At 55.2% G+C, this 21,382-nt stretch carries 18 protein-coding genes, 1 tRNA gene, 1 pseudogene and 1 other annotated feature; of the genes and pseudogenes, 10 read left to right on the top strand and 10 right to left on the bottom strand.

The genetic code is table 11. From position 1 onward, the window contains the following. Nucleotides 1-176: 176 nt before the first annotated feature. On the bottom strand, nt 177-1,715 hold the full coding sequence (locus AC5QPF_RS05115) for a diguanylate cyclase (RefSeq protein WP_494962282.1): 1,539 nt from the start codon (nt 1,713-1,715) through the stop codon (nt 177-179). Between the two features lie 174 nt (nt 1,716-1,889). Further along, a pseudogene (locus tag AC5QPF_RS05110) lies at nt 1,890-2,126 on the bottom strand (methyl-accepting chemotaxis protein); the annotation flags it as partial. Between the two features lie 567 nt (nt 2,127-2,693). Between AC5QPF_RS05110 and AC5QPF_RS05105 the strand changes: the two are divergent. The 3 genes from AC5QPF_RS05105 to AC5QPF_RS05095 all read left to right on the top strand — a co-directional run bounded on the left by AC5QPF_RS05105 (nt 2,694) and on the right by AC5QPF_RS05095 (nt 6,633). Next, nucleotides 2,694-3,889, top strand: a protein-coding gene (locus AC5QPF_RS05105; RefSeq protein ID WP_494962281.1) for an IS3 family transposase whose coding sequence is annotated in 2 segments (ribosomal slippage) — nt 2,694-2,961 and nt 2,961-3,889 — 1,197 coding nt in all. Because the reading frame shifts where the segments join, the coding sequence is not laid out codon by codon here. After that, nucleotides 2,960-3,076: a sequence feature (AL1L pseudoknot), on the top strand. It overlaps the preceding gene by 117 nt. Before the next feature lie 714 nt (nt 3,890-4,603). Next, nucleotides 4,604-5,497, top strand: a complete 894-nt coding sequence (locus tag AC5QPF_RS05100; protein ID WP_494962280.1) for an FRG domain-containing protein — start codon at nt 4,604-4,606, stop codon at nt 5,495-5,497. Between the two features lie 107 nt (nt 5,498-5,604). After that, a complete protein-coding gene (locus AC5QPF_RS05095; protein ID WP_494962279.1) occupies nt 5,605-6,633 on the top strand; it encodes a restriction endonuclease in 1,029 nt (342 codons plus the stop codon). Nucleotides 6,634-6,870: 237 nt separating this feature from the next. Here the strand turns inward: AC5QPF_RS05095 and AC5QPF_RS05090 are convergent, their stop codons facing one another. The 7 genes from AC5QPF_RS05090 to AC5QPF_RS05060 form a co-directional block, all read right to left on the bottom strand. Beyond that, entirely contained in the window at nt 6,871-9,384 is a 2,514-nt protein-coding gene (locus AC5QPF_RS05090) for a DEAD/DEAH box helicase (RefSeq protein ID WP_494962278.1), read from the bottom strand. Nucleotides 9,385-9,393: 9 nt separating this feature from the next. Beyond that, nucleotides 9,394-10,230, bottom strand: a complete 837-nt coding sequence (locus AC5QPF_RS05085; RefSeq protein ID WP_494962277.1) for a Hachiman antiphage defense system protein HamA — start codon at nt 10,228-10,230, stop codon at nt 9,394-9,396. A gap of 525 nt (nt 10,231-10,755) precedes the next feature. Continuing rightward, nucleotides 10,756-11,043 carry a hypothetical protein gene (locus tag AC5QPF_RS05080; protein WP_196184738.1) on the bottom strand — a complete coding sequence of 96 codons (288 nt, stop codon included), beginning with the start codon at nt 11,041-11,043 and terminating at the stop codon, nt 10,756-10,758. Next, on the bottom strand, nt 11,040-12,020 hold the full coding sequence (locus tag AC5QPF_RS05075; protein ID WP_494962276.1) for an integrase domain-containing protein: 981 nt from the start codon (nt 12,018-12,020) through the stop codon (nt 11,040-11,042). Before AC5QPF_RS05075 ends, AC5QPF_RS05080 begins: the two co-directional genes overlap by 4 nt. Before the next feature lie 897 nt (nt 12,021-12,917). Further along, nucleotides 12,918-14,240, bottom strand: a complete 1,323-nt coding sequence (locus AC5QPF_RS05070) for an integrase arm-type DNA-binding domain-containing protein (RefSeq protein WP_494962275.1) — start codon at nt 14,238-14,240, stop codon at nt 12,918-12,920. A 161-nt stretch (nt 14,241-14,401) separates the two neighbouring features. Next, a tRNA-Thr gene (locus tag AC5QPF_RS05065) sits at nt 14,402-14,477 on the bottom strand. Between the two features lie 56 nt (nt 14,478-14,533). Beyond that, the gene (locus tag AC5QPF_RS05060; protein WP_494962274.1) at nt 14,534-14,950 is read right to left on the bottom strand and encodes a pilin; all 417 of its coding nucleotides are present in this window, start codon (nt 14,948-14,950) and stop codon (nt 14,534-14,536) included. A gap of 214 nt (nt 14,951-15,164) precedes the next feature. On the opposite strand from AC5QPF_RS05060, the gene AC5QPF_RS05055 reads away from it, so the two are divergent. From AC5QPF_RS05055 to yacG, 4 genes are read left to right on the top strand one after another with little or no spacing between them, the layout of a single operon-like run. Then, nucleotides 15,165-16,370 carry a type II secretion system F family protein gene (locus tag AC5QPF_RS05055; RefSeq protein WP_494962273.1) on the top strand — a complete coding sequence of 402 codons (1,206 nt, stop codon included), beginning with the start codon at nt 15,165-15,167 and terminating at the stop codon, nt 16,368-16,370. Between the two features lie 2 nt (nt 16,371-16,372). Continuing rightward, on the top strand, nt 16,373-17,242 hold the full coding sequence (locus AC5QPF_RS05050; RefSeq protein WP_494962272.1) for a prepilin peptidase: 870 nt from the start codon (nt 16,373-16,375) through the stop codon (nt 17,240-17,242). After that, the gene (gene coaE, locus AC5QPF_RS05045) at nt 17,242-17,865 is read left to right on the top strand and encodes a dephospho-CoA kinase (RefSeq protein ID WP_494962271.1); all 624 of its coding nucleotides are present in this window, start codon (nt 17,242-17,244) and stop codon (nt 17,863-17,865) included. Before AC5QPF_RS05050 ends, coaE begins: the two co-directional genes overlap by 1 nt. Beyond that, nucleotides 17,862-18,068 (top strand): DNA gyrase inhibitor YacG, encoded by a 207-nt coding sequence (gene yacG, locus AC5QPF_RS05040; protein ID WP_330076099.1) that lies wholly within the window; start codon nt 17,862-17,864, stop codon nt 18,066-18,068. Before coaE ends, yacG begins: the two co-directional genes overlap by 4 nt. On the opposite strand, the gene AC5QPF_RS05035 is transcribed toward yacG, so the two are convergent. Next, entirely contained in the window at nt 18,065-18,748 is a 684-nt protein-coding gene (locus AC5QPF_RS05035; protein WP_494962270.1) for an energy-coupling factor ABC transporter permease, read from the bottom strand. The genes yacG and AC5QPF_RS05035 overlap by 4 nt on opposite strands. Nucleotides 18,749-18,888: 140 nt before the next feature. Between AC5QPF_RS05035 and AC5QPF_RS05030 the strand changes: the two genes are divergently transcribed. From AC5QPF_RS05030 to AC5QPF_RS05020, 3 genes are all read left to right on the top strand, one after another. Beyond that, on the top strand, nt 18,889-19,518 hold the full coding sequence (locus AC5QPF_RS05030; protein ID WP_494962269.1) for a DUF1780 domain-containing protein: 630 nt from the start codon (nt 18,889-18,891) through the stop codon (nt 19,516-19,518). A gap of 270 nt (nt 19,519-19,788) precedes the next feature. After that, nucleotides 19,789-19,962 (top strand): DUF3094 family protein, encoded by a 174-nt coding sequence (locus AC5QPF_RS05025; protein ID WP_330076096.1) that lies wholly within the window; start codon nt 19,789-19,791, stop codon nt 19,960-19,962. An 84-nt stretch (nt 19,963-20,046) separates the two neighbouring features. Next, nucleotides 20,047-21,342, top strand: coding sequence for an FAD-dependent oxidoreductase (locus AC5QPF_RS05020; RefSeq protein ID WP_494962268.1), 1,296 nt, complete (start codon nt 20,047-20,049; stop codon nt 21,340-21,342). Nucleotides 21,343-21,382: the final 40 nt, after the last annotated feature.

Below are 21,382 nucleotides of genomic sequence, written 5' to 3'. Positions count from 1 at the left end.
ATCCAGACAATCGTATGACGAAATAAAAGTAAGAAAGCGCGATAAGTCTCCAATTAAATATGACGCCAGCGCCGCGCTATGGGCAATAGGCTTTTCTTAAGATTTCCGAGCGTACAATGCAGTTAAGGAATTGCCATCAAGCAATCGCTCGCACGCGTTGTCGGGGCCGCATTGCGTCAGCCGGCGGCTGCGACGACTCGATTGCGCCCGGACTTTTTCGCTTGGTATAAGCGCCGATCAACCTCTTCGAACACACTCGAGATCGAATCGCCGCCCGGGTGCCAGTCAGCGACACCGGCCGATAGAGTTATCTGCCCAACAATATCGATATGTGTAGTTTCCAACGTACGCCGCAAACGCTCAGCGACCTCCGTCGCGTTGGCCACGGATACTCCAGGCAACAACAGCATGAACTCTTCCCCACCAACCCTGCAGGGCAAATCGTTCGGCCTGGCGCTACGCCGCAGCAAGGCTGCGAGCACCTTCAGCGTGTCATCGCCAGTTGCGTGGCCATAGGTATCGTTGACACGCTTGAAGTGATCGATGTCTACGGAGACGACCGCGAATGACGTTCCAGAGCGCTGCCATTCAGAAATGGCATCGACCATCGCCCGTCGGTTGGGCAGACCAGTCAATGCGTCGCTTTGGGCTTGCCTGTTCAGATGCAGAATTTTTTCACGCAACAGCGCTGCACTTTGCAACAGAGCACGTCGAATACGCCACTCTTCAATAAACCGTACCGGCACGGCGCGAATTTGCTCGTAGCTTTCCGCATTGTCCAACTGCCCGGCGCACCTCGCCAGTCGCGCCAGCGGACTGGACAGGTAACTACCCGCACACAGGACCACCACGATGCCAAGCGCCCCAAGCGGGACCATGCCCAAGACAACTTTCCACGCCAACGTCCGAAGGTTGGCATCGATAGACGCCAGCGGCTGCAGCGAGACGACCGCCCATTGCGCGGTGGGTACACTGGCAAAGCCTGCCAGCATGCCATGATCCTGCAGGCTTCCTTCCCCCTTCAAGGCAGCACCTGTAATCACATCATCGGCCAACGTACCGACAAGCTGCGGATCGGGGTGATAAAGAATTCTGCCGGAACGGTCCACCAAGTAGACGAATGCCCCGTCATGCCTTACATGCTGGTCGATCAGATCGCGTAGCGCGTTATTTTGATCCAGGCGTACAGTCCCGCCCATCAGCCCCAGATATTCGCCATCAACGCTTTCGATGGGGCTGGAAAGAAAGATGACCAGGTTGCCGGCGATGGACTTGAACGCATCGCTGATCATGGCGCTACGTCGCTTGAGAGGCTCCCGATCACGCAAAGGCTTGCCCTCTAGATGCATCCGAGCGGGCTCGGCAACCATCACATTGCCGCTAGCGCTGGCCATCAGCACCGAGTTGAAATTGTCATCCTGAGCGAGAAGGCGCTGGACCTCATCAGTCCATGCCGCCCTGTCGTTTGAACGGGTGGCTACTCGACCAGCGCCGTATGCCAGACGGGACATATCTGCGCCCAGCAGTTGCTCTACACCGACGGAGATTCTACGGGCATAGGACGCATTGTCCTCTAACGCATCCTGAACAAGCGCCTCGCGCTGAACGCTGTAGGTCACCCAGAAACTGTTTGCAAGAGTTACAACTGCAGAAAACAACGCAAACAAGAGTATGAGAGTGCGGAGTTTGAAGGTTGGCTTGGGCCACGCTGGCATCGAAAATTCCACTAACAAAGGAAACGACTGAGCAAGCTGTCGTCCATGGAACGACAGTTCGCATTGATCCCATAGCCTTCCTTTGCAAAGGAGCAGCCGGTATGCCGACGCCCCTGGTGTCCCCTCTCAAGTCCGGGACCGTTACCGGCTCATGGGTGACAGTCCCGTTCCCACTTACAACTGGAAGCGCTGCACCACACCATTCAGGTCAATCGCCAACCTTGACAGCTCCTGGCTTGCCGCACCCGCAGCTCGAGCCACCTTCAGAGTGAAATCGCCCCGCTTACAACTGGCGCGTATTGACGTTACGGCTTGGCTGATGCCCTGGTCTATGGCGGCGATCATCTACTCGATTTCCTGGGTCGATTGCTGGGTACGGTGGGCCAGAGCCCTGACCTCATCGCTTCGGACATCCATCTGTTTCATCTGATAAAGAGCAATAACGCCCAAGGCAACCAACAGCAATCCGAGAGTTGAAAAGGCAATTATTGAACGAAGGCCAATCCGTATCTCTCTAAACCACATGAAACTCTCCTGAACAGCTAGAGTACGATTGAGAGGCAAGGCACTTCATCAGTTTAAATTCGCCAAGGCACGAAACAACAATTATTATCCTTTAGCGCTGACATTTAGATCTTCGTATTCATTACCGCCTCTCTCATGTACGAATTTTATTATTATCACAAGTACTTCTCCACGGTTTAATTTTTAATAGACGGGTAAAAAATCATTACTTTATTGACCTACCGCAACACATGATCAGGCGTTTGTGCTTGAAGGCCTGTTATACAACTGCAACAAAGTCTGCCCCCACCTTAGCGACCGGGCAGCATGCGCTTCAGAGAGCTAACCATGAAATCCCAGCAGAGGTCCCTTCAGGTCATGCCCTTTGATCAAGGCCCCACGCAACTCGATGCAGGCATAGTGAACCGCCCCGGGTATCGCGGAGGCTCCACCTTTTGAGAAACTGGAGCCACTATGCCAAAACCACCTAAATTTTCCCCCGAAGTCCGTGAGCGTGCTGTGCGGATGGTCTACGAAGTCCGCGAGTCGTACGATTCTCAGTGGGCAGCCATCGAGGCTGTGTCCAGCAAGATCGGATGTACAGCCCAGACCTTGAGCAACTGGATCCGCAAGGCCTCTTCCCCCGCAACGTCTAGTGCCCCGGCTGATCCCCGGATCAAAGAGCTGGAGCGCGAGGTTCGTGAGCTCAAGCGAGCCAATGAGATCCTCAAGGTCGCCAGCGCTTTTTTCGCCCAGGCGGAGCTCGACCGTCGTTTGAAGTGATCTGGCGTCTGATCGACGAGCATCGACAGCGCTTTGGAGTCGAGCCACTGTGCCGCGTGTTGCAAGTGTCTCCATCGGCTTACCGGCGGCATGCTGTACGGTTACGTGATCGCTCACGGCGCTCTGCCCGAGCGATTCGTGACGAGGCACTTGCCGTACAGATTCATCGTGTCTGGCAGGAAAACTACGAGGTCTATGGGGCCAGGAAAATCTGGCGGCAGATGCATCGCGAACATCAGGCAGTAGCGCGCTGCACAGTGGAGCGGTTGATGCGTGAGAGGGGGCTTTGCGGCGTGACCTGGGGCAAAACGGTGAAAACCACACAAGCGGATCCTGACCATGCCAATCCCAGGGATCTGGTAAAGCGTCAGTTCACTGCTGAACGCCCCAATCAGCTCTGGGTCGCCGACTTCACGTTCGTTTCAACCTGGCAGGGGTTTGCCTATGTCGCGTTCATCGTGGATGTCTATTCACGGTTCATCGTTGGCTGGCGTGTCAGCCGACACATGCGTACAGAGTTTGTTCTGGATGCACTAGAACAAGCCCTTCACGCCCGTCGGCCTGAGCCTCATCGACTGGTTCACCACAGCGACAGAGGCTCGCAATATCTGTCGATTCGTTACAGCGAACGGCTGGGAGAAGCGGGTATTGAGCCGTCAGTTGGCAATACCGGTGACAGCTACGACAACGCAATGGCAGAAACCATCAATGGCCTTTACAAGACCGAGCTGATTCACAAACGAGGGCCATGGAAAAGTGTTGAAAGCTTGGAATGGGTGGCTTGGTTCAACCATCAGCGCCTGCTGGAGCCGATTGGAAATAGGCCGCCGGCTGAGTTTGAGGCACTATACGAACAGAGTCAGACAACAAGCCCAATTGCAGCCTGACTCAAACAAAACAGCCTCCGCGATACCCGGGGCGGTTCATAACTGACTGGCATTAGGCTAGAAGCTGCCTTTTTGCCACAAATCGAAAGTAGCCTCCAAAGCAGCAGAGCTACTCTCGAGGCACAATTGTGAGTCCGATGAGAAAGACACAGCGGCAAAAGGGGCAGAAACTGCAGTGTTCCCAGCAGGTTTGCTGAGTGAATGCAAGGCGTGAGGTGATCAGCTTTGACAGGACCTGTGCCACACAGAGACTTCAAAAGTGATAGCCCCATGCTAGCCCGCTTTAAAACAAAAAAGGCCCGCATCGCTGCAAGCCTTGATTTGACTGGTGCGGAGACAGGAGTCGTATCAGAACATAAAGGTCTGAATTTCATGGCTATTATTCTTCAGGATACGGTGCGTTATCTCTAAGATTATCCTCAGTCTGTCTATCGGCGCGGACTACGAAAAACTGGCGAGATTAGGGAAAGTGCTAGAGGATTCTGCCCCCATGCGCCAACGCCTCCTAGATGCTTCTAGCGGATGGCAGATATCGAGCATAGCTGCCCTTCCTGAGAGCCAGAAGCCGGTCGGGATGCATAGAGTGGGCAGGTAGACAGCCTGCTGGCGAAATAGTAGCGTTCGAATTTGCCCCACCGCGTATATCATCAGGCGGAGGTAATCATTCAGGTCCTTAAGGATCGGTAAACGTCAGGTCGCACTTGAGGTTCATAAGTGGCAGTCAAGTCCAAACGAGTCGCAGCCATCGAACCGGAAGAAGCCATACGCGTTGGGAGCGTACGGACTTTTCTGGATGCACTGGAAAAGCTCCAAAAACCTAGTGGCACGACCTTCTTCTATCGTGGCCATTCGAGCTTCACTTATCTACTTCAGCCCAGTATTTATCGTGAAGCTAGATGGATCAACAACGAAGACATCATGTTCAAGGAGCTTATTCTCAGATGCCCGAACGAATTCACCTCACTAGCGTCCACCTTTCAAACTCTTGTTAAGATGCAACACTACGGGCTTCCAACAAGACTGCTTGATTTAACAGCGAATCCCCTTATCGCACTCTATTTCGCATGCGACCCTGCTGATCCGCCAAGTGAAAGCGGAGAGGTACTCGCTTTTGGGGTACCTACTGGTGAGATGAAGTACTATGACAGTGATACAGCAAGCGTAATTTCGAATATTGCTCGCAGACCTATTTCTTTTGAAGTACCGTCGGAAGATTTGACAAAGAGCAAGTTCAATCAAGAACCAACCATTCGCTATCTCCTGCACGAGATAAAACAAGAAAAGCCATATTTTGAACCAGAAATCGTGCGAGAGCACCTCGAATCGGTTGTCTGCGTTAGGCCTAAGCTTGAGAACCCTCGCATAATTAGACAGGATGGAGCATTCTTTCTATTTGGCGTTTCTGGGTCGAAATCAAATGCTGCATCGGTCCCGAAACGCTACATCGCGAGCTCGTCATCAAAACGAATACTGATCATCGGTTCTGAGAAGCGGCGTATACGTAGTCAACTGGAGTCGCTGGGTATCTCCCAAGGTACTGTGTATCCAGAAATTGATCGCGTAGCTGATTTTCTCAAACATCACTACGCGCCTGCGGGCGAAGGCTAGCAATGCGCTCAATATCGTTCGCTCAGCTCAGAGGCCTAACTAAGGCTACCGGATGCAAGCACGGCGAATATGCTTCCCTATTAGTTTAATTATTAGGCCCATTAAACATGCATCAATCATTAGCAACATGGCAGTTATTTGAAGATCTAGCTCGCAGCATCTTGGAAGCTAATAACTTTGATGTCACGCGCAATAGACTTAGAGGAGATCAGGGATTTGATCTGCTGGCCAACTTGGGAAATGAGAGCTGGGCAATTGAGGTTAAATACTATCGCACGGCACGAGCTCAGCCAGCTCTTATCGATGCTGCTGCTGCCCGCCTAGAAATTAATGGCATCACTGCGCAGGCAGGGAAAGGAATGCTGATAGTTTCCTGCTTTCTACCAGGAAAACTAAGAGAAGCGCTTGAACAGAAGTATAGCATCACATTTGTAGATCAAGTTGATCTGAGAAATTGGTGTGCATCGCGCCCCGATCTCGCAGAAAAATTAGATTCTCTATTAGAAGCTAACCCAAGCGAACCTCAGACAACACATCCAACACGTGACGACCCTACACAAGGAAGTAAACTCCTCAAAGGTATGCCGCTCCAACCTCGCGACACAAGAGGAACTGAGCTATGTAACGAGCTAAGAAGTATTAAAAAAGGCAAGGCGGCTTGGGCAAAGTACGAGAAGGTGTGCGAGAAAATACTGAAGTACCTTTTCCCGAACGACCTTCATGGCTGGCATTCTCAAATGCGTACTGATGATGGACTCAATCGTTTTGACTATATTTGCCGCGTGAGACCAACCACCGAGTTCTGGAAATTTGTCATTGATCATCTTGATAGTCGCTACGTACTTTTTGAGTTCAAGAACTACACGCAAGAAATCAAACAAGGTCAAATTTTAACGACTGAGAAGTATCTCCTAGAACGTGGTCTCCGGCGCATGGCAATCATTATGACCAGATTAGGCGCAGACGAACACGCGATTGCAATGACGCAGGGAGCTATGCGCGAGCATGGAAAGCTGATGCTCATCGTAGACGACGAAAAAATATGCAAGATGCTCCACATGAAAGAGCGCGGCGAGGATCCCACAGATTGTCTTTTTGAAATTGCCGACAATTTCCTGCTGACACTACCTAGATAAATAGTTACAACCCCATCTACCTGGTCACCTTTATGTCAGCTGAACTCATAAGCTGGCATCCACAATAGGGCGAAACGGCCACTCATGAACGGCAGCTAATGACCCGAAGTGACCCTTTAACCTGGGGTAGGGGCCGGTTCCCTTTGGGTCTATTAGCAAAACCGCGCACTAAACTCACAAACCATGCCTATCAATAATCTCCAACCTCAAAGAGTTGAGCCAAGCCAAACTTACCCATTATAAAATATGCCCCAAATGCTGGAGTTCCCAAGAATTTAACTTACTCTTCAAAAATGAAAAATCTATACCTTCTATTTTTTTAGCGGGTTCCACCTCTCCGTAAAGCCTGGAAACTCGAATAGCTGTTTCTCTGGGCACGCCTCGGCTCATAAGATATTTAGATATTGGGGAATAAACCCCCAACTCAATCGCAGAAATAATACTGGAATCTGAGCTCCGAATATCAGCCAGAGGCTTTAGCAGCATAGGCAAGCCAAAACTCACATACTTGGTCAACTTCTCAATCTCAGAATCAATTTTTTCATCAAGCCCCTCCCCGCCGCGCCCAAACCGATTAATTAAAATATCAATCATCGGCATCTCTCTCGCCCAACTCTCAGCGCTTTTCGCAATCCCAAAAAGATATTTATCATCAAGGCCTAACTTTAAATACCTACCGTAATAGAAAGGAAACTCATTACGCATCAAAAAAATCCAATCAAGCAATGACTGGCAAAGATTTCTCTCAAACACATTAGTTGGGAATTTATTTTTTGCCTCTCCGTACACCCGATAAAGTCTATCCAAGTCCAAAGGATCCCAATACCGGTTAGCCATCACAACTTTTTTATCAACCCTCATTGCTGCCATCTCCGCAAGGGAGCTAGCAAGCAGAGATTTATCTATATACAGGCCGACATTTTTTAGCCGCGACTCACCTTCAAGACCGTATCTAAATAACACTTGCCTTATATATATAACCAGGCTTTTTGGCGCAGCCCCATCTACTACGGAGCGCCCAGCCAATGCAGATTCTACTTGCTCCGCATTTCTGTCATATATATCTTGATACCCAGTGGATATTTCCTTATGTTTATCTGGAAACATTGCACCGCGCTCATCTCCTTCATCCTCTGCAGAAAATGCCTCCTCGTCCAGCACCACAGTGCGCCCGATAAAGTCGGTGAGAAGACGCCCAGCACGACCCCGCAAGTTGGCAAACTCGTAAGCAGACAGTGTAGCTTCTTTCCCTCCTTGCCTTTTCGTATAAAGGTTTGGATTCCGAATCACAACATTTTTTGCTGGAAGATTAACCCCTTGCATGAGAGTAGTTGTACAAAAAAGCGTATCAATCCAACACTTTGAGGCTGCGTACTCAATACTTTTCCTAGCATGCATCGGAGTTTTACCGGTATGGTAAGCCGCTCCACTTTCAATAATACTTGCAAGTTCATATTTCGGATGTACAGAATCCCTTAGATACTGAGCCAGGCCAGCACACTCACTTGCCACATCAAACTTAGACTCAGCTTTAGATTCTGCATAAGCGTGAGCAGACTTACGAGCCTGATTAGAGGTTGGGGAAAACACAATATTCACATCACCTGCTAGTCGGTCAAGCACGTAATGAAGATATTCATTAAATTTTTTTGTGTATTGAACCTGGCCCAGCCCTTGTATCGAGCAATAATTTTCAACCTCTAACTGAATAGGGTTCTCAAAAATTGTCGAGTATTGATTAAGAAAAAATTTGTTGTCTTTTTTTAAGATCGAATACGTCAAGCTAAGTACTGGCGGAGCATCCGTTGTCTTTTCACTAGAGATTTCCCCAAACACTCTAAAACCTAGATTTCCAATATTACGCAACCGCGGCCCACTGAGAATTATTTTCCCCACATCAATATCATTACGAACATCCGTCAATATGTCGTATAATATTTTGGGGCGGTTCTCACTATCACTACCAACCTTCTCAAGATTTTGAACCTCATCAACGACCAATAGGTCGAGATGCTCAACACCCTGATCTGAAAACAACACTATGGCGCGTTCTTGGGTGACGACGTAAATAAAATTGTCTACATTTTCCTCAAATGAACTCAACACATCGATATCAAGAAACCCATGCTCTCGAAGAAGCTTTGTCAGGTCAGACATAACTTGACCAATCAGACTTAGTGTTGGCACAACATAAACCACTCGACTCCCGCCTTTCGAAATCAAATCTATAATCTTTAAGTAGATCAGAAACGATTTTCCAGCCGAAGTTGGAGCAGAAATCCCAATCAAGTTGCTTTCATCGATAACTTTCCAGAGCTCCGCCTGAAACCCGGTTAATGTATATACCCGATCAGCAACCAAAACTTGATTCTTAAGATCATGAGCAACTATCCTAATCTTATCAAAATAGCTAGAGATTGGAGAGTATACTCCTTCTTCCTTTAATGACTTATCCAACATCAGATTGCTTGGAGAGAAGCCCATTGTAGATAGAATTGGAGCTAGGATTTGCCGGAGACCGTCCCTCCTTGAATTTCCGGCATGAGTCCAAAGCAACGCGACAATCATAATCGCCATTTGATTATTAAAATCGCTGCTTTCCCTGTTAGAGATCCCCTTCAACAAATTAAGCGACTTTAAAAGCAACTCATATGGAAGCTCAGAATAACCACCCGAAACAAATCCCAACTTAACAGCAAAATCTCTTAACTCGAACTCTAATAGCGCTCTTAGTATATCCCTTTCGCTCATGACATTGCCTCAAAATTCACTCAACAGGGCTTCCAATCCCCAAACGGGAAATACCACATAATTTATTCGATCTATCACTGAATTTCTTATGCCATCATAAACATCATCAGCGACACCAGCCCATCGTTCAACGATGCACCGCTCTATGTTTTCTTTTATTTCCTGCTCTGAAGAAGCGTCAATATCTTTGTTTTCTTCGTATGCAACCATACAAACTAGTTCGAAGCGCACACCAGATAGATTTCCATCTTTCAAGTCTGTAGCTACTTGCTGAAGCTCCGGATCTATAAAATCATCCAACTGATAAAGAATCAGTTCATCCTCGATATTGTTGAATGAGGTCATGATGCTTTCAATAGAAGCTTTCAGCGCAGAATTAAACTTATACTTTGATTCATAGCACTTGGACTCCCCGAGCACGAAAAGCCGCACATCACCTGATTCTTGATAGTGAATAGCATCTGCACCATGACGCTCCACTGCCGGATTAGTTGTCAGTTGCATTTTTCGAAGCAGAGGCGGAGCACTAAAAAAATGTTGGATAAAATTAAAAAGCAGCAGTTCGCCAAACTGCCCTTGAGGACATCCCTTCCGAAACTTTTGGTCTGCCACCTGCTGCAAATAGCTTTGAGTATTCATCGCGTCACCGCCACGCTTTGATAACTCCTCTGAAAATAGCTGGTTGTATTTTCGCTTCGAATACACCCAGTTCATTGCGGTGCTTTTCATCTCCCTAATAAAACTTTTCTGCATACTTTTTAGGTCGACATACTTTATCGCAACTCCACGATGCGAAGCCGCTCGAGGCTTCCCAATAGTTTGTTGAAACCAGAACATCTGATTCATAAGTGAATCTGTGTTTGATAATAAGTGGCTGTACTTCATATCTATAGAGCTAGCCTCAATATCAACTAAAACAGAAAACTAGCGACTTAATCAAACCCCATGATGCCGCCAATATGATTTATTATCTTTCCTTTTTCAGAGCAGTTTTTCTGCCGAAAAAATCCCTCAACTTATTAAATAGCGCAATTATAGAAGCGAATCCGTTTACCATGACCAAAGCGATTCCGCCGCTGATCCATGAAACGAGCTTGTTTAGTGCATAGCCGCACTGCCGGAGGGCCGTGGGCGATACACCAAGGAGAGAGAGCGGTCCAAGCATTTCAAGCATCCCTGCTGCTAATGATGGCTCGATGCTACCCTTCGCCCCCATCGTGGGGCAAGGAGCGTGCCCTGGTACTTACTTTCGTCCCGCGCCTCATTGCCCCTAGGGACGTCTCTTAGGCTACGAGTAGCCGCTAGCCAGCGCTTTCAGTAAGCGCAATCTTTGCTCGGAGGATGTTCACTATCCGCCCGACCCATCGAGGGTCAGATCTCCACTCCGATGTTAAACACCCATGATTTTTCTAAGCGACGGACGAGCAATCGCACAGTTAGAGAATAGTAGTACCGAGTCGCCCCACTACTGCGGCCCAAGCAGTGTTCTAGAAACCATGCCACATGCTTTCGTTGCCAAGCCCATGGCGTTTCCAGCTGCCAGCGCTCAGCAATTTCAGCCTGAATGATTTTCGCCTGCCGCACATGGCGTCGCCGCGTCGCGTGCGAGCCTGTCAGCACTCCAGCGAGGAACAGCTCCATGTCGAAGGGCTTGCTCATGGCCGGCCTCCTACATAGACAGCGACCACATCGATCCGACCGTGCCCCAGCTCATAGCTGATTTGCCTCCGGGCCTCGCGGTCAAGGTGCTGATTTAGCTCGCAGCGTTGCCCGCCGTTGATAGGCGCCCGGTGCTGAGTGATTTGCTCATAGCGCTCACATGCGTACGCCGCGCGGAGCTCATGGAAGCCTCTGAGATTGTGTGCATGCAGGATGTCCCGGGCAGGGCGGACGATTTTCTGCAAAACATTCAGGAAGCTTTCGCTTGGCGCGATCAGATTGCGGCTACCGGCAGGCGACACCTGCCGTGCAAAACTAAGTGCACCTCGAACATGTTCGTCCACCGCAATCCAACGCGGCGCCGAGGCACCGGCGCGACCGCCTTTGGTGCCATCCTGAATGTTGATCTTGCCTAGGTCGTTAGCCTCACGGCTTAGCCTTGGCAGGTCAGCCAAGATGGCCTCACGCAAGCGCATGCCGGTGGCTCGCGCCAACAGAACAATTGCGGCGGCCCGTTGCTGATGATCGCGGCAAAGCGCACCGACGATCAGCTTAACCTGTTCGGGGTCTTGGCCCTGCGGCACCGACTGGCGAACTCCGATGCGCTGCATACCCAACGCCTTGCTCGGACTTAGCAATTTGACGTACTGATCACCGCGAAGCGCTGCCATGGTCCTGTTAACGCTGGATAGACGGTTTTGCGCGGTGCTGACGGCGAGTTCACCGCGCCTAACCATGTCGCGCAGGTACGCCGCATAGTCGGCCAAGATCTTCCGGTCAATCTGCCGCGCGTCATTGATCCCCGGCCCCTGTTCTGAGCGGCACCACTTCACGAATGCCTGCCACCGATCACAGTGTGCCTTCACTGTGCCGTAGTGACCGCCGCCGAACATGTCTTTCAGCGCTTGCGGCCCTGCGTAGCTCAATTGCCTGCCGTAGCCGAAATTACGGCCATCGCGTCGACCCACCAATGCCATATCGCTCACCTCATTTTCTGCTCTCCAGTCCTCGCCCCACGTCATCCCGCCAAGAATGTTGAGTGTTATCAGGGATCAAGGCCCCTGCGACCTGTGGGGAATGTCCTCTTCGCGGGACTGGCGGCTCCTTACGACCGGGAGCAAGGGCATCTCATGATCTGGCCTCCTGAACACCGTTCACGGTGGGCGGGTGGAGGCAGCACTGGCTGACGAGACCAGCGCCTGAAGATCCTGAGCCGGGTAAACGCAGCAATGCGATGACCGGGGCATGCCTGACTGTCAGTCAGGTGCAGTCCTCTCCCTGGTCTGCGGCACCATCATCTACATGGCTGTTGCTGGTGACATCGGCGTTTGTCACGCCGATTGTCACAAGGGGGAATGCCGCAAAGCCTTGTGCGATCAGGGCTGCAGCAGTGGTAGAAGTGCCCGTCTCTTTCCAGAAGAAAGAGACGGGCACAGGTTGGCGCAATATTCGGCCAAGCGGATAGGTTGCTGCAGGGCAGCGAGGTACGGTGTACCTGGCGCACGAGCGCTATATGTGTAAGAGCATCCATCACATGGGTAGTGACCGGGCGAGCTGCCGGATGCGAATCGCCCTTGGGTAGAGTCACCGCGAGAGCGGCGTGACCTTGAAGGCTCTGGTCACCTGGGGTGCTGTCAACGACAGCCTTTGCACTGTCTTTTCTACGCCCGCAATCCGGGAGGGTCAAGCGACTCGCCCGCTGGATTTTGCAGTTGAAAATGGCATTGGGCGTGTACGGAATCCCGTGGTTTCCAGTGGCCGATTGGGTGCTTTTGTTTTTTTAGGTGAGGTCCATCCAAACAGGGCGGCTTTGCAGCCCTGTTTGGATGGACCCGCATGGAAAGCAGATCACCAAAATTTTCAAAGCCGTGCGCTCACTCGACTGCGCCACGCCTTGCTCGTAGGCTAGAAACGTTTGCCCCGGTCTGATTCGCGAACTCATGCGGCGAGATATGCTCCTGCCGATTCGCTTCGAGGTAACGGCTCCACCAACTCATGATCATTCGCCGTTCCTCCAGGAACTCGGCCTTGTGAATATACGCCGCCCGAACGTTGTTGCGCTCCCTGTGGCTCATCTGCCGCTCAATAGCAGTCTCTGACCACAGCCCGGATTCGACCAAGGCACTGCACGCCATGGACCGGAAGCCATGCCCGCAGATTTCGGTCTTGGTGTCGTAGCCCATGTTCCGCAGAGCGCTGTTGACCGTGTTTTCGGACATAGGCTTCCACGAGCGAGCGTCGCTGGTGAACACCAAATCGAAGTACCCCGTGATCGCATGAATCTGTTCGAGCAACGCCACCGCTTGCGGTGACAGAGGTACCAGATGGATGTCGCCCGCCATCTTCGTGCCTCTGGTCGAATACGGGACACCGTCCAACGCAGGCCGCGTGTCAGGTATCTCCCATATTCCGCGTTTCAGGTCGAATTCACTCCAGCGTGCGAAACGCAATTCGCTGGACCGGACAAACACGTGCAGCGAGAGCATGACGGTCAGCCGAGTGAGCATGCGTCCCTTGTAGTTCTCAATGCGGTCCATCAACTCAGGCAGACGTGACAGCGGGAGTGCAGGCCGGTGCGTAACCCGTGGCGCGCTGATGAAGCCCTCAAGGTCATACGCAGGGTTCACCGTGATCAGCCGCTGCCGCTTAGCCTCACGCATGATGCTCTGTAGGTAGTTTTGCACCCTCAAGGCCACATCGATCGTGCCGCGTTTCTTGATCTCTTCCAGCGGCTGCATGAGGTCGAAGGTATCCAGATCAACAATGGCGCGTGCGCCTAGCAGCGGGAATACGTGAGTCTTCAAACGACTCAGCACGGTCCTGGAATGGCCAGGCGCCCACTTCACGGACATTTCCTTGTGCCAGTCCAAGGCAACGCGTTCAAATGTGTGGCCTCTGACAACCGCCTCGGCCTTGGCCTGCTGCTTGGACGCAATCGGATCAATACCTTCAGCCAGCATCCGCTTAGTCTCCAGACGCTTCTGCCGAGCATCTGCAAGCCCGATGACGGGATAGTTGCCAAACGAGGTCAGCCCCTCGCGCCCATCCGGTTTCACATACCGAAAGCGCCAGCCTTTGCGGCCATTGGGGTAAACGAGGAGGTAAAGACCGTCACCGTCAAAAAGCTTGTAGGGGCGGTCAGTAGGTTTGGCCGAGCGGCATGCGGTGTCGGTCAGGGGAGCAGTAGTACGAGCCATAAGGGTAAACCCCATTATCGAATCGACTTTATCCCAAACGTTACCCCTAAATCGGCTGGCAGCTGTCGGATTCCGACGGAACGCCATAACGAAAAAACCCGCCAGAAGGCGGGTTTTACGGAGGTTTCAGAGATTTTGGTAGCCTTCACTGGAACCTGAACTGGTGCCGGAGACAGGAATCGAACCTGCGACCTTCGCGTTACGAGTGCGCTGCTCTACCGACTGAGCTACACCGGCGTGGCGACAACGCTACCACTGCCGTGCGTCTTACGCAATTCACTGTTTCATAACGACTATTGGGCCGTACTGGTGCAGCCCTTTGGCGCATAGTCGGCACCGGCATCGGTGGTACAGGTCCAACCACTGCCGGAACGGGCCAAGGTGATTGTCTTGCCCTGAACCGCCGCCGGGGCATCGAGCAGGCCGCAGACCAGGCTGCCCGTGCCGCTGGCAGCCGTTGCGGTGGCGGCGATAGTGCAATGGGCGGTGCGTTCCTGACCACCCAACTGCGTCGGGCTGGCGATGTCCTGGCCCTGGGCCAGGCGCACTTCGAAGGCGGTCTTTAGCGCACTGATCTCGGCGAAGCCGGCGGTGGCCTTGGTTCGCGCCTGGTGGTCGGTGTAGAGCGGCATGGCGATGGTCAGCAACAGGCCGATAATGGCCACCACGATCATCAGTTCGATCAACGTAATACCGCGCTGCATCCTCATTGGACGTACTCCCTTTACTGCATTTCTTCAGGTCATTTCGGTCGGGGCTGCCGACAGGCGCGCCAGTAGGCCCGATCCGACATCTTTTGTCACCTCGCTGAAACAAGCCAGGCGGGATGACTCGTCTACTCTAGTGCGGGCCGGGAAATGATGCCGGCTGGAGCTGTAACGGGACTTGTGTCCGACCATACGCAACAAGGACGTCGCCACCACCATGAAAACCAGAACCTACAGCTGGCAGGGAGTCGATCGTAACGGCGCCCGGGTCAGCGGCCGCAGCGACGGGCAAAGTCCCGCGCTGGTCAAGGCCATGCTGCGCAAACGCGGTATCCGCACCACGCGTATCCGCCACTCCCGGCACCTCGCGGCGCTCAAGCTGTCGCGTGAACTCAGCCCGGCCCAACTCACCCAGCTCAGTCGCCATCTCGCCACCCTGTTCCAGGCGGGCATTCCCCTGCTCCACGGCCTGGACATCATCGCCGACGGCAGCCGCCACCCGCGCATGCTCAACCTGCTCGCCACCCTCAAGCGCGACATCAGCGCCGGCCACAGCCTGTCCGAGGCGCTGCGCAAACATCCGCGCTATTTCGACTCGCTGTACTGCAACCTGGTGGCAGTGGGCGAAGCCTCGGGAAAACTGGACACCCTGCTCGACCAACTGGCGACTTACCAGGAAAAACGCGCGACCCTGCATGCGCGGATGCGCAAGGCGATGATCTATCCGTTGCTGGTGCTGATGGTCGGGCTGGGGGTGTCGAGCCTGCTGCTGTTGCACGTGGTGCCGCAGTTCGAGGTGCTGTTCGCCGGCATGGGCTCGGAGTTGCCGCCCTTCACCCGCATGGTCATCGGCCTCGCCGACTGGCTCTCCGCACACCTGCTGGCACTGGGCATGGCCCTGCTGCTGGTGGCGTTCGGCGTGCGCCAGGCGTTTCGACATCACCCCGGCTTTCACCTCCGCCTCCTGAGCCTGGGCCACCGCCTGCCGGTGGTGGGTACACTGCTGAAGCACGCGGCAATGGCTCGTTTCGCCCGCACCCTGTGCACCTGTCTCGCCGCCGGCATCCCACTGGTGGAGGCACTGGAACCGGTGGCCAGGGCAAGTGGCAACGCCTTGTATGAACAGGCCATCCGCCGCCTGCGCCACGACCTCGGCAACGGCCTTTCACTGAGCGTGGCGATGCGTGCCAGCCCCTTGTTCCCCAACCTGTGCGTGCAGATGTGCGGCATCGGCGAGACATCCGGGACGCTCGACGATATGCTCAATCGCATCGCCAACCATCATGAGCAATCGATCGACCAGTTGATGGAAAACCTGACCAGCCTGCTGGAACCGGTGATCGTGCTGGTCCTCGGCCTGCTGATCGGCAGCCTGGTGATCGCCATGTACCTGCCAATATTCCAGCTGGGTGATGTGATCTGACCATGAGCCTGTGGGACCTCCTTGCCAGCCAACCGGCGCTCTACCTGGGATGCGCAGCTGTTCTCGGGCTGCTTGTCGGCAGCTTTCTCAACGTGCTGGTACATCGCCTGCCGTTGATGATGGAGCGTCGCTGGCAAGACGAGGCCCGCGAAGCGCTGGCGTTACCGGCGCAATCCTCCGATGGGCGCTTCGACCTGTTCCTGCCCCCCTCCCATTGCCCCGCCTGCCGCCAGCGCATCCGTCCCTGGGAGAACATCCCGCTGCTCAGCTATGCCTGGCTGCGCGGGCGTTGCTCGGGCTGCAAGATCCGCATCAGCCCCCGCTACCCGCTGGTGGAACTGGCCAGCGCGGGACTGGCCCTGTTCGCCGCCTGGCACTTCGGCGTCGGCGCCAGCGCGCTGGCCTTCATGCTGTTGAGCTGGGGGCTGCTGTCCCTGAGCCTGATCGACATCGATCATCACCTGCTGCCCGACGCACTGGTATTGCCACTGCTGTGGCTAGGACTGATCGTCAATGCCTTCGGGCTGTTCGTCACCCTGGACCAAGCGCTATGGGGAGCGGTCGCCGGGTATCTGAGCCTGTGGTCGGTGTATTGGCTGTTCCGCCTGATTACCGGCAAGGAAGGCATGGGCTACGGCGATTTCAAGCTACTGGCCATGCTCGGTGCCTGGGGTGGCTGGCAGATCTTGCCGTTCATCCTGTTGTTCGCATCACTGTTCGGTGCAGTTCTCGGCCTTATTCTGCTGAAAGCCAACGGCAAGCAAGCCAGCACACCGATCCCTTTCGGCCCCTACCTGGCAATGGCAGGCTGGATCGCATTACTCTGGGGTGGTCAAATACCCACTTCTTTCCTGTCTTTCGCTGGATCCTGATGACCAAACCCGCTTTTACCCCCTGGATTCTCGGCCTCACCGGAGGCATCGGCAGTGGCAAGAGCGCCGCCGCGCAGCGCTTCGTCGAACTGGGCGTGCACCTGGTGGACGCCGACCAGGCCGCTCGCTGGGTGGTCGAACCCGGTCGCCCGGCCCTCGCCAGCCTGGTCGAACGCTTCGGCCCCGGCGTGCTACTGGAGGACGGCCAGCTCAACCGCGCCGCCCTGCGCGAGCTGATCTTCGCCGATGCCGAGCAGCGCCGATGGGTCGAAGCCCTGCTCCACCCGCTGATCGGCCAGGAGATCTTCAGCTACCTGGCCAAGGCCGAGTCGCCCTACGCGGTGTTCGTCTCGCCGCTGATGATCGAGTCCGGCCAGTACCAGCGAACCGACCGCCTGCTGGTGATCGACGCGCCGCAGAGTCTGCAGGTGGAACGCACCCTGTTGCGCGACCAGACCAGCCCCGAGCAGGTCCAGGCCATCCTCAAGGCCCAGGCCAGCCGCGAAGAACGCCTGCGCCATGCCGACGATATCCTGGTCAACGACCGTGATATCGCCTGGCTGCACACCGAGGTCGACCGCCTGCACAACTTCTACCTGACTTTGCGAGGAGGCCGCGAATGAGCCAGCCCGTCACCGTTGATTGCCCGACCTGCGGCGCCCCTGTCGAATGGACCAGCGCCAGCACCTACCGCCCCTTCTGCTCTGATCGCTGCAAGCTGATCGACCTGGGCGCCTGGGCGGCCGAGGAACACAAGATCCCGGTCGCTCCGGATGCCGAGGATGAGCTGTTCTCCGGCGAATTCATCCCGCGCGAACCGCATTAATTGTCGTCATCCTTCCACGGGGCCTGCAGATAGCGGGTCCTGTTGAAGGTCTCCAGCCATTCCGGACAGAACACCACCAGCGCGCTGACCACCATCCCGTTGATGAACGCCTCGGGAAAGATGATCAGCCACAGATAGCCGATGAAGTCCTCCAGCCACACCGGCATGGCAAACAGCCCATCAGCCCACAGCACGCCCAGGCTCGCCAGCAGGCAGAGCAGCGCCGACAAGGCCGCGGCGAAGAACCCCGAACAGAAGATGTAGACGAACAGGTTGCGCGGCTGCGCCCGCTCGACGAGGACCGCGCAACACTCGGTGACCAGCACCGGCAGCCCGATCAGCAGCACACCATTGACGCCCATGGCGGCCAGGTCCTGGCGGCCGAGGGCAATCAGCCCGATCTGAGCGAGGACAGCGCCGAGTACGGCCAATGGCCAGTCCAGCAGCAGGGTGACAGCAGTCATCCCAATGAAGTGGAAGGACACCCCGGTATCGAACTCTCGGCGAACCAGCCACAACGCGAACAGGGCGAACACCGTGCCGAAAAACAAATGCTGGCGACGACTGTCGGTACACAGTTCGACCCACGGCGCACGCGCCGCCGCCCAGGCCAGAATGGGCACGAAGACCAGCCAGCCCAGCGTCAGGCTGAGATCCGACAACAGTTGCGCGGCAATCACGACCGATGGTCCTTCTTCACGAGGTGTCTTCGCAGTCTACACCCGCCATGCCGCCCCGCCCTGCGCTGGAGCAGGCAAACCCGACCAGAATCAGCCACTTGCTCCCCCGAACGTCATGATTGAGCGCTAAGCTTGTTCCCATGGACGACTCAGACTACCTGCGCCTGCTTACAATCCAGGCCGAACAAGCCAATGCATTTCTGTCCAATGCCCGCAAATGGGAGCGCGAGCGTTGGGTCTGCCAGCGTCTGCTGCAAGGCTTGAACATTCCCTACCGCAGCGAGGACTTCACCGCCGCCGGGCAGGAGCCGCCGGACGTGCTGTTCCGTGATGCGGCGTTCGAAGTGTTTTTCGTCCTGGACGAAGGACGCCGCCTGAACGACGAATGGCGCGAGGAACTGCAGCGGCGGCGCAGTGCGTTTTCCCTGGCGCAGTTGGTACGGCGCGAAGCGCGGCCGCGGCGGATCGGCGCGCCGGAGCTATTGCAGCGACTGGCGCCGACCTTGCGCAAGAAAGCGCACAATTACCGGGAGCGCGGACTAGACCTGGGCGAGTTGGACATCATCGCCTTCGCCAGCCTGAAGCGCGAGACCCTGGACCTGAACAGTCACTTCCCGCCACCAACCGAGTACCTGCGCCAAGGCTGGCGCTCGTTGTCGCTGGTGGGGCCGACCTTTGCCCGGGTGATCTTCGCCCATCCGGATGCGCCTGAGTTTTTGCGCAGTAATCTGGGGCGCAGCATTGTGTTCGATGTGGGGATCAGTCTCTGAGATTTTCTGTGTATGCAAGGACCTCATCGCTGGCAAGCCAGCTCCCACAAGGTCCGCGTGCACCACAGTCCCTGTATGCTGGCTTGCCAGCGATGAGGCCCTCGAGGTCGTAACCCTAAAGCGGGATGGCATAAATCCTTCGGCGGTGATACAAAGCGCAATCATTCGCTCTCGAACCCAGTTTTTGCCGGCAGGTACGCCAGTGGCAAACGACTACAGTGAACCCTGTAGCTTTCCCACACTCTCAAGCGTCTACCTGCCGAGGCCATCATGACCAGCCGCCTGACCCCCGAAGACCAGCGACGTGTCGATCAGTACCTGCAAGCCCCCCACCATCAAGTCGAGCGCAAGCCTTTCCGGCCGTGGCTGCTCCTTGTCCTGGTGGTCGGCGTGACCGTGGGTCTGGGCCTGTTGAGCCGCCTCCTGAGTATGTTGGTGCTATGAGCTGCCTCGCGCTCGCCCGCTCCGCCCGCCCCGCGCGGCCGGCCACTCAGGACCCGAATTCCGTAAACCTTATGAGATATCCCCATGACTCACCGTATCGTGATTGTCGGCGGCGGCGCCGGCGGCCTGGAACTGGCGACCCGCCTGGGCAAGACCCTGGGTAAGAAAGGCAGTGCCGAGATCACCCTGGTCGACACCAACCTGACCCACATCTGGAAGCCCCTGCTGCACGAAGTGGCCGCCGGCTCGCTGAACTCTTCGGAAGACGAACTGAACTACGTGGCCCAGGCCAAGTGGAATCACTTCCAGTTCCAGCTCGGCCGCATGAGCGGTCTCGACCGCGCAGGCAAACAGATCCAGCTGGCCGCCACCCTCGATGAAGAGGGTCGCGAGCTCCTGCCTGCTCGCACCCTGGCCTACGACACCCTGGTCATCGCCGTCGGCAGCAATACCAACGACTTCGGCACTCTCGGCGCCGCCCAGCATTGTCTGTTCCTCGATACCCGCAAGCAGGCCGAACGCTTCCACCAGCAACTGCTGAACCACTACCTGCGCGCCCATGCCGGCGACCAGGCCCGGGAAAAGATCAGTGTCGCCATTGTCGGCGCCGGTGCCACCGGGGTCGAACTGGCCGCCGAACTGCACCACGCCGCCCACGAGCTGGCGGCCTATGGCCTGGACCGGATCAAGCCGCAAGACATGCACATCACCATCATCGAGGCGGGCCCGCGAGTCCTGCCGGCACTGCCGGAACGTATCAGCGTGCCGGTGCACCAGACTCTGGAAAAGCTTGGGGTGAAAGTGATGACCAATGCGGCAGTCAGCGAAGTCACCGCTGACTGCCTGAAGACCGCCAACGGCGAGGTCATCGAGGCTGGCCTGAAGGTCTGGGCCGCAGGTATCCGCGCGCCGGCGTTCCTCAAGGACATCGACGGTCTGGAAACCAACCGGATCAACCAGTTAGTGGTACGCCCTACGCTGCAAACGACCCTGGATGACGACATCTTCGCTTTCGGTGACTGCGCCGCCTGCCCGCAACCGGGCAGCGACCGCAACGTGCCGCCGCGGGCCCAGGCCGCACACCAGCAGGCCTCGCTGCTGGCCAAGAGTCTGAAGGCACGCCTGGAAGGAAAGGAACTGGCAACCTACGCCTATCGCGATTACGGCTCGCTGGTCTCGCTGTCGCGCTTCTCGGCGGTGGGCAACCTGATGGGCAACCTGACCGGCAGCGTGATGCTGGAAGGCTGGCTGGCGCGGATGTTCTATGTGTCGTTGTACCGGATGCACCAGATGGCGCTCTATGGGACCTTCCGGACCTTGATGCTGATGCTGGGCAGCCGTATTGGCCGAGGTACGGAACCTCGATTGAAACTGCACTGATCGAGTGAAACGAAACCGGGCCCATCAGGGCCCGGTTTTT

The organism is Pseudomonas sp. Con_6 (assembly GCF_059379395.1).
This window is presented reverse-complemented; position numbering and strand designations above follow the sequence as displayed.

Excerpts from the sequence above, each read along its gene's own strand:
- AC5QPF_RS05080 (WP_196184738.1), bottom strand. The coding sequence starts at position 11,043 with ATGAGCAAGCCCTTCGACATGGAGCTGTTCCTCGCTGGAGTGCTGACA.
- AC5QPF_RS05030 (WP_494962269.1), top strand. The coding sequence starts at position 18,889 with ATGGACGACTCAGACTACCTGCGCCTGCTTACAATCCAGGCCGAACAA.
- AC5QPF_RS05025 (WP_330076096.1), top strand. The coding sequence starts at position 19,789 with ATGACCAGCCGCCTGACCCCCGAAGACCAGCGACGTGTCGATCAGTAC.
- AC5QPF_RS05055 (WP_494962273.1), top strand. The coding sequence starts at position 15,165 with ATGAAAACCAGAACCTACAGCTGGCAGGGAGTCGATCGTAACGGCGCC.
- AC5QPF_RS05020 (WP_494962268.1), top strand. The coding sequence starts at position 20,047 with ATGACTCACCGTATCGTGATTGTCGGCGGCGGCGCCGGCGGCCTGGAA.
- AC5QPF_RS05050 (WP_494962272.1), top strand. The coding sequence starts at position 16,373 with ATGAGCCTGTGGGACCTCCTTGCCAGCCAACCGGCGCTCTACCTGGGA.
- AC5QPF_RS05070 (WP_494962275.1), bottom strand. The coding sequence starts at position 14,240 with ATGGCTCGTACTACTGCTCCCCTGACCGACACCGCATGCCGCTCGGCC.
- AC5QPF_RS05060 (WP_494962274.1), bottom strand. The coding sequence starts at position 14,950 with ATGAGGATGCAGCGCGGTATTACGTTGATCGAACTGATGATCGTGGTG.
- AC5QPF_RS05095 (WP_494962279.1), top strand. The coding sequence starts at position 5,605 with ATGCATCAATCATTAGCAACATGGCAGTTATTTGAAGATCTAGCTCGC.
- AC5QPF_RS05075 (WP_494962276.1), bottom strand. The coding sequence starts at position 12,020 with ATGGCATTGGTGGGTCGACGCGATGGCCGTAATTTCGGCTACGGCAGG.
- AC5QPF_RS05090 (WP_494962278.1), bottom strand. The coding sequence starts at position 9,384 with ATGAGCGAAAGGGATATACTAAGAGCGCTATTAGAGTTCGAGTTAAGA.
- AC5QPF_RS05085 (WP_494962277.1), bottom strand. The coding sequence starts at position 10,230 with ATGAATCAGATGTTCTGGTTTCAACAAACTATTGGGAAGCCTCGAGCG.
- AC5QPF_RS05115 (WP_494962282.1), bottom strand. The coding sequence starts at position 1,715 with ATGCCAGCGTGGCCCAAGCCAACCTTCAAACTCCGCACTCTCATACTC.
- coaE (WP_494962271.1), top strand. The coding sequence starts at position 17,242 with ATGACCAAACCCGCTTTTACCCCCTGGATTCTCGGCCTCACCGGAGGC.
- yacG (WP_330076099.1), top strand. The coding sequence starts at position 17,862 with ATGAGCCAGCCCGTCACCGTTGATTGCCCGACCTGCGGCGCCCCTGTC.